Consider the following 7,701-nt stretch of genomic DNA (forward strand, 5'->3'; position numbering starts at 1 on the left):
AAGTACCCGTCTTTCTTGCGCTTCTCCATCGAAGCCTCTGAGGTTTTGTCGTCCATGCGGGTGGCACCGCGTTCGCTCACATCGGCGGCCAGTGTTTCGATCACGATGTCGGCTGCAGTAGCCGCCGTGCTTTCCACCGGGCAGGTGCAGGTGATGTCGCCCACGGTGCGAAAACGCACATCGCGTGATTCGATGGTTTCGCCTTCTTTGGCGGGGGTCAGTTCCGTCACCGGCACCAGCAGACCTTTGCGCTCGACCACATCACGCTTGTGCGTGTAGTAGAGCGAGGGCAGGGCGATTTGCTCGCGGTCGATGTATTGCCAGACATCGAGTTCGGTCCAGTTGGAGATCGGGAACACGCGGAAGTGTTCGCCTTGCTGCAAGCGGGTGTTGAACAGCGTCCACAACTCAGGCCGTTGTGCCTTGGGTTGCCATTGGCCGAAGCTGTCACGGTGGCTAAAAATACGTTCCTTGGCGCGGGCTTTTTCTTCGTCACGGCGGGCGCCGCCAATCAACGCATCAAAGCGAAATTCGTCAATCGACTCCAGCAGTGTGACTGATTGGTGCACGTTTCGTGACTCGCCGGGATGCGCCAGGCGCACGGTGCCACGGGCCATCGAATCTTCGACGCTGCGCACAATCAGTTCAGCGCCCAGCTCTTTGGCGCGTGAGTCGCGAAAATCGGTCACTTCCTTGAAGTTATGGCCGGTGTCGATCATCAGCAGCGGGTAGGGAATGCGACCGGCGCCAAAGGCTTTTTCAGCGCATTTCAGCATCACGAGCGAATCTTTTCCGCCCGAAAACAGCAGGGTGGGGCGCTCGAAGGCGGCAGCCACTTCGCGCAGGATGAAGATGGTTTCTTCTTCCAGCGCGTCCAGGTGGGCGTTGCTTAAATGGTCAGGACGATGCGTATGAGTCATGGGTTGTAGTAGTTCTGGGGGGATGCTGGCGTTCATGTGGGCGCTTTCTCAAGGGTGCTGGAAGTGTTGACATGCAGGCCGCACTCTTTGGCGGCTTCGTCTTCCCACCACCAGCGGCCAGCGCGGAAATCTTCGCCCAGGCTAATGGCCCGGGTGCAAGGCGCGCAGCCAATGCTGGGGAAAAACTGGTCGTGCAGCGGGTTGTAATCAACCTTGTTGATGGCAATAAAGTGCCAGACGTCACCCCAGGTCCAGTTGGCCAGGGGGTTGACCTTGACGCGGGCAGCGTCGGTGGTGTCGTTCAGCGGCACATCTGCGCGGGCACCCGATTGCTCACGGCGCAGGCCGGTGATCCAGGCATCTTTGCCGGTCAGGGCGCGTGCCAGGGGTTCCATTTTGCGAATGTGGCAGCAGCCCTTGCGCAAGTCGATGCTCTTGTACATCGCGTCTTTGCCTTCACGCGCCACAAACTCAAACGTCGCTTCGGTGACCGGGGTAAACACCTCAATAGGGGCGCGAGAAGTAGCTTGCTGGCGGGCCAACAAGTCCAGCGTCTCTGCGTGGAGCATGCCGGTTTCCAGCACAAAAATGCCGACGTCCAACTGCAAACTGTTGATCAGGTGGCTGATGACCACATCTTCAGCGCCCAAGCTTGACGCCTGGCTGATGCGTGGCGCGCTGCCTGCGGTGGCGGGGGCGTAATCAATGGCCGCTTGTTTCAACACGGCCGTGGTTTCGGCCAGTTTGGCCTCGAAGTCGGCGGAGGCGCGGGCGTTCAGGTCAATGGCGCTCATGCAAGGGCTCCTTCTGGGGTTGGGGTGGCTGCAAAGTGGGGCTGGGTCGCCACCGCATCGCCTTGGTAAAAGGCGGGGTAACGGTCAAACTGGCGCTGTGCAAAGTCGATGTTCTGGTCAGCGCGCAGCACCGCAACGTCAAATCCGCTGCGTTGCATTTGCACCAGTTGGTCGATCAGCACATCGCCCGTAGCGCGCAGTTCGCCTTTGAAGCCGAGCCGGCGGCGCAGCAAAAAGGCCTGGCTGTACGCACGGCCATCGGTGAACTTGGGGAAGTTCAGGTCGATGCGTTCAACGCCCGCCAAATTCAAGCTGCGGGGATCAGTGTCATTTTCGAGTTCAAGGTCATTTAGGCCTCTAGCCCCCGTCGTATCTGCGTGAGCAGCTATTAGTTTGATAGTTGTTTGCATGGTGGTGAGGCTCAGTCGGTCATCGCATCAGCGGTGACGAGGTGGATGTTGTGCGGAGTTTCGTTGTTGCCCGTTTCGTGACGCACCCGGTTGGCCGCGTCCTTGAAAGGCTGCAGTCCGATGCGGCGTGCCACAGTGATAAAAGTCTCGCCGGATTGGCGCTGGCTGCGGTAGGTGTCAAGCAGCGCCGCCACCACATCCGCCACTTCAGAGGCCGCAAAAGAAGGCCCAATGACCTTGCCGGGCACGGGGGTGCCGCTCAGGTTGGAACCGTCAGAGCCGCCCACGGACACCTGGTACCACTCGCGTCCGTCTTTGTCGACCCCCAAAATGCCGATGTGGCCGCTGTGGTGGTGACCGCAGGAGTTGATGCAACCGCTGATGTGCAGGTCAATCTCGCCCAAGTCATGTAATTCGTCCATGTCCTGGTAGCGTTCGGTGATTGATTCGGCGATCGGGATCGAGCGCGCATTGGCCAAAGCGCAAAAGTCGCCGCCGGGGCAGGCAATCATGTCGGTCAGCAAGCGGATGTTGGACTTGGCAAAGCCAGCCAGACGGGCGGCTTGCCACAACTCAGGCAACTGGTCACAACGCACCCAAGGCAGCAGCAGGTTCTGGTCGTGCGTGACGCGCACCTCTCCGGCCGAAAACTGCTCGGCAAGTGCTGCTGCGGTGTCCAACTGGTCAGCGGTCGCGTCGCCAGGCGCATAGCCCAGGCGTTTGAACGACAGGGTGACAGCGCGCAAATCCGGGTTCTTGTGCGGTGCCACGTTTTGCTTCAACCAACGACCAAATTCGACATCGTTCTCGGCCGTGGCGCGCAAAATTTGCGACACTTTCAGGCTTGATTCGGCCTTGGGGGCGTTCAGGGTTGGCGCCACAAAACAGGCGGTGACACGGTCCAGCTCTTGTTGAGAGATGGTGTGGGGTGCACCGTCGATCTCAAGAATTTGTTTGAATTCGGCTTCAACTTCATCAAAGTAACGCTGGCCCTCGGCCTTGACCAAAATCTTGATCCGCGCCTTGTACAGGTTGTCACGGCGACCCCAGCGGTTGTAGACACGGATGATGGCTTCGAGGTAATTCAGCAGCTGGTTCCACGGCAGAAAGTCGCGGATAGTGCTGGCAATCACCGGGGTGCGGCCCATGCCGCCACCGACCAACACCTTGAAGCCCACGGCGCCCTCATCGTCACGCAGCACATGCAGGCCAACGTCATGCCAATAGGTGGCGGCACGGTCTTCCTGAGCGCCCGAGATGGCGACTTTGAATTTGCGCGGCAAAAACGCGAACTCATGGTGCAGCGTGCTCCACTGGCGCAGGATTTCGGCGAACGGGCGAGGGTCCACCAACTCGTCAGCCGCAATACCGGCGCGCTCGTCGCTGGTGGTGTTGCGTATGCAGTTGCCGCTGGTCTGGATGCCGTGCAGGTTGACGGTGGCCAGTAAGTCCATCACATCAGCGCTTTTGTCCAGGGGAATCCAGTTGAACTGCACGTTCTGGCGGGTGCTGAAGTGGCCGTAGCCGACGGGCATTTTGCCGGTGCCAAAGCCGGCTTGCGTGAGTTGCGCTTTTTGATAAACCGCGGCGCTGGGCTGGTCGTAGTCACGGGCAATGGTGGCCAGCACCCGAAGCTGTGCGCTGGAGAGTTCACCGTAAGGCACGGCCACGCGCAACATCGGGGCGTAGCGTTGCACATACCAGCCGTTTTGCAGGCGCAGTGGGCGGAAATCGTCGTCGGCCAGCGTACCGGCCAGATTGCGGGTCAGTTGGTCACGGTATTGGTCAGCGCGGGCGCGGACGAATTGGCGGTCAAAGTCGGTGTATTGGTACATGGTTCTGTAGCTCCTTGGCTTGGGCTGCGGGGATTTATAAAGTAATTAATTTCAGACCGGCGTAGGCCAGTAAAACGGATAGAAACGATCGGATAACGCGCTCGGGAATGCGAAACATCAGGTGCGAGCCAATCCAGATGCCAGGCAGCGACCCGGCCAGCAGTTTGGCCAGCAAAGCCCAGTCGACCGAGCCCATAGACGCATGGCCCATGCCCGCCACCAGCGTGAGCGGCACGGCGTAGGCGATGTCGGCGCCAATGATGCGGGGCAACGGCAGCTTGGGGTACAGCACCATCAACACGGTGACGCCAATCGCACCGGCACCCACCGAGGTCAGTGTGACCAGCGTTCCAATCACGGCACCAAAAAGTAGTGGCAGGCTCCAATGGCGTGACTTGGCGGCAGCCGCTTCCTGGCCGATTGCCACGGACACCGGTGCAGCTTTGCCGCGAAGCACCTTGTACAAAGTAGCGGCGGCCGTGAGGAGCAAGGCGACGCCCAAGGTGGTGGTCATCAGGCTTTGCACCTTGGCCGTCGTGGCGCCGAGTTCATGGAGCAAATACAAAGTGACCAAGGCAGCCGGAATGCTGCCTGCCGAGAGGTGCAACACAACACGCCATTCAACCACCCGTGCCCGCGCCAGCTTGATGGTGCCGCCCATTTTGGTGAAGGCAGCGAACAACAGGTCGGTACCCACGGCCAGATAGGGCTTGGTATCGAAAAAGAAAATCAGGATCGGCGTCATGAGGGAGCCGCCGCCGACACCGGTCAGGCCGACGACAAGTCCCACAAATAAACCGGCAAAGATAAAAGCTAAGTCATGCATGGGCAGGACTTTAGCGAGGAGTCATTAGATTGCAAACTATCTTTTTGTGATTTCTATATTCCTTAAATTATATATAGAGCTTGAGGTGGGTCAATGCACAGACTTTTTAAAGCCAAGGTGCCATCAGCGTGCGTTCAAAGATGGTTTTGCAGACTTGGGCTTGCACCTGCATGCAGACCTGCGTGAGTGGCGTGTCCGAGCCCCAATCTGCTTGAGGATGTTCTTCAAACGGGGCTCGTTTCATGATGGTCTGGCCTTGCGCCAGCCCTTCGGTGACGACCCGGATGCGGCCTGTTTCCAGCGTGAATAATTCGGGGTTCGTCAGGTAGATAAACGCCAGCACATCGTGGCCAAAACAGCCATGAATAGCCGCCACATGCGGATACAGCCCGCTGTAAAAGTCGGCATAAAACTCAACGGCGTGGCGCAAAGTATCGGTAGCAGGGTGCTGATGGTGAGCAGCAATTTGTCTGAACAGCGACACCGGCAAAATCACGCGGTGCGTCACATCCAGCCCCACCATGGTGAGCTTCCAGCCTGCCGTGAACACATCGTCAGCCGCGTGCGGGTCGTTCCAGATGTTGGCCTCGGCTACCGGCGACACGTTACCGGGCTCCAGAATCGTGCCGCCCATCAGGATGACCTCGCGCAGCAACTGCGGCAACTGTGGTTCGAGCTTCAAGGCCAGACTCAAATTACCCAGCGGGCCCACAGCCACCAAGGTGATCTCGCCCGGCGAGGCACGCGCCATGTCCACAATAAATTGCGCTGAAGCGCGTGCATCCAGTTGGTTTGAAGTGGACAGGCGGGAGCGCAGGTTGCCCAGTCCATCCGCGCCATGAATGTGGGCCGGAGGTGCTTCCTGGGGTTTGCACAAAGGCGTGGCCACACCTTGCGTCACGGGGATGTTTGTACCGGTGAGGGCGCATAGGTACAAGGCATTGGTAGCCGCTTGTTCCACTGTGACGTTGCCGAAAGTCGTCGTGATACCCACTACCTCAATCGCAGGGTGAGCCAGCGCGTAATAAAGCGCCATGGCGTCGTCCACGCCCGGATCGGTGTCATAAATGACTTTAAAAGAACCAGGTTTGTTCATGATGATGTTGCTCTGTATTTAATAGCTGCTTGCGCAGGTAACACGGGGGCTACAGCCCGTTTATCTTTAAAAAATCTAAAACCTCCACCCGCGTCGGAATACTCGATTGCGCCCCCCACCGCGTGCACGCCAGCGCCCCCGCCGCACTGGCAACTTTCAAGGCTTGCGGCCAGTCGTTACCTTGACTAAGCGCAGCAACCAGCGCGCCGCAAAAGGTATCACCCGCGCCGGTGGTGTCGATAGCCGCCACGTCAAACGCTGGCTGCGTCAAAAAACCTGCGCCTGTTCGGGCACAACACCCCTTGCGCCCCAGCGTCACCACCACACACGGCACCTGAATGCGCGCCAAGCACTCGGCAACTGGGCCTTGGTTCTCGGACACCACCGCCAGTTCACCCTCATTCACGATCAGCACATCCACCAGTGCCAGCAATTCGGCTGACAAATGCTGCGCCGGTGCTGCATTCAGCACCACTTTGACGCCTTGCTCATTGGCAGCTCTGGCATAGGCCAAAACTGTGTCCATCGGAGTTTCGAGTTGCATCAGCAAATGCGTGAACCCCTCCAGTGAGGGCAAGTCAGCAGGGCGCAAGGCCAGGTTGGCGCCCGGTGCTACCGTGATCGCGTTTTCTGCGTCATCCGAAACACAAATAAAGGCCGTGCCCGTGGCGTGATCCGCCACCCGAACCAGGTGCAGGTGAACACCGGCTTCCTGCAATGAGTCTTCCAGCGGTACGGCGAACGCATCAGCGCCCAACGCCAGCAGCATGTGCGTAACGGCACCGCCAGCCCGGGCACAGGCCACGGCCTGATTGGCACCTTTGCCGCCGGGGTAAGTTTTGAAGTCGCGCCCCAGCACGGTTTCACCCGGCGCTGGAATGTGGGCGGCTCGAACCACAAAATCGAGATTGGCAGAACCGGCAACAAGCAACATGGCGATGTCCTAATTGTTTTAAAAATGAAATCATGACATGACCCCAACCCACTGCTAAAGTTACCAGCATGTATTGGTCAATAAAAATGCTGATCAGCCCTCATAATTTGTTCAGTTTTTGTTATTTGAAAGTTCGTTATTCATGAGACCCAGCGTGTATGTCAAGGTGGTCGGCTTTCGGGATGTTGAGCGCCATGCGCTCAATACCGTCTTTCGTCTGTCTGCTGAGCAGCCCATTACTTATGGCTTGTGGACACCCGATTCGCCCGTGGCGCCGCACTTGGTTCTGGTGGACCTGGACGCTTACCAAGCCGGTCTTGAGTTGGCCTCGCCTGACCTGAATCCGACGCTGAAAATGATCTGCATTGGCAAAGGTGCACCGGCCCACGCCTGGCGCAGTTTTGAGCGGCCACTGCATTGGCCTGATGTGGTTGCGGCGATGGACGAGCTGTTTGCAATCGCCACGCCATCGGATGACGGCGCTGATTTTGCTGATTTTGACCAGACGATCCGCTTGCCACCTGGCTACAAGCTCGCGCTGCTGATCGACCCTTCCCGCGAAGATCGTATGTACCTGCGTGCGCGCTTGTCGTTGGCTGGTCACACCCACGTTGACGATGCCGAAAGTGCGGCGCAAGCGCTTGAGTTAGCCCACCAACGTCACTACGATTTGGTCATCATGTCCCTCGATTTGCCCGATATGGAGGGCTGGGAAATGGTTCGCCAACTGGTCAATCTGGAGCCTGCGATGGGTCGAGTGATCGTGACCACCCCAGACAAATCCTGGCAAATGCGTGAACACGCAGAACAGTCCGGTTGTTTTGGTTTGTTTGAAAAACCTTACGACCCATTGCAGGTCGTTCAGATGCTGCAAAAAATATAGCTA

The 7,701-nt window shown here is 58.4% G+C and carries 8 protein-coding genes; 1 reads left to right on the plus strand and 7 read right to left on the minus strand.

Annotated features, from left to right (window positions below; genetic code table 11):
• From cysD to WCG50_RS15715, 7 genes are all read right to left on the minus strand, one after another.
• Positions 1 to 920 (minus strand): sulfate adenylyltransferase subunit CysD (gene cysD / locus WCG50_RS15685; protein ID WP_336900542.1); only part of this gene is annotated, 920 nt, incomplete at its 3' end.
• Positions 921 to 952: 32 nt separating this feature from the next.
• Positions 953 to 1,714, minus strand: coding sequence for a phosphoadenylyl-sulfate reductase (locus WCG50_RS15690; RefSeq protein ID WP_336900535.1), 762 nt, complete (start codon positions 1,712 to 1,714; stop codon positions 953 to 955).
• Positions 1,711 to 2,124, minus strand: a complete 414-nt coding sequence (locus WCG50_RS15695; RefSeq protein WP_336900536.1) for a DUF934 domain-containing protein — start codon at positions 2,122 to 2,124, stop codon at positions 1,711 to 1,713. Before WCG50_RS15695 ends, WCG50_RS15690 begins: the two co-directional genes overlap by 4 nt.
• Before the next feature lie 11 nt (positions 2,125 to 2,135).
• The gene (locus WCG50_RS15700; RefSeq protein ID WP_336900537.1) at positions 2,136 to 3,959 is read right to left on the minus strand and encodes a nitrite/sulfite reductase; all 1,824 of its coding nucleotides are present in this window, start codon (positions 3,957 to 3,959) and stop codon (positions 2,136 to 2,138) included.
• Between the two features lie 34 nt (positions 3,960 to 3,993).
• Positions 3,994 to 4,785 carry a sulfite exporter TauE/SafE family protein gene (locus WCG50_RS15705; protein ID WP_336900538.1) on the minus strand — a complete coding sequence of 264 codons (792 nt, stop codon included), beginning with the start codon at positions 4,783 to 4,785 and terminating at the stop codon, positions 3,994 to 3,996.
• Between the two features lie 106 nt (positions 4,786 to 4,891).
• The gene (locus WCG50_RS15710) at positions 4,892 to 5,881 is read right to left on the minus strand and encodes a nucleoside hydrolase (protein WP_336900539.1); all 990 of its coding nucleotides are present in this window, start codon (positions 5,879 to 5,881) and stop codon (positions 4,892 to 4,894) included.
• Between the two features lie 49 nt (positions 5,882 to 5,930).
• Positions 5,931 to 6,815, minus strand: coding sequence for a ribokinase (locus WCG50_RS15715; RefSeq protein WP_336900540.1), 885 nt, complete (start codon positions 6,813 to 6,815; stop codon positions 5,931 to 5,933).
• Positions 6,816 to 6,957: 142 nt separating this feature from the next.
• On the opposite strand from WCG50_RS15715, the gene WCG50_RS15720 reads away from it, so the two are divergent.
• Positions 6,958 to 7,698: a response regulator gene (locus WCG50_RS15720; protein ID WP_336900541.1), complete on the plus strand. Its 741-nt coding sequence runs from the start codon at positions 6,958 to 6,960 to the stop codon at positions 7,696 to 7,698.
• Positions 7,699 to 7,701 lie beyond the last annotated feature (3 nt).

Source organism: Rhodoferax sp. (assembly GCF_037143375.1).
In the GTDB taxonomy this organism is placed as follows: Bacteria; Pseudomonadota; Gammaproteobacteria; order Burkholderiales; family Burkholderiaceae_C; genus Rhodoferax.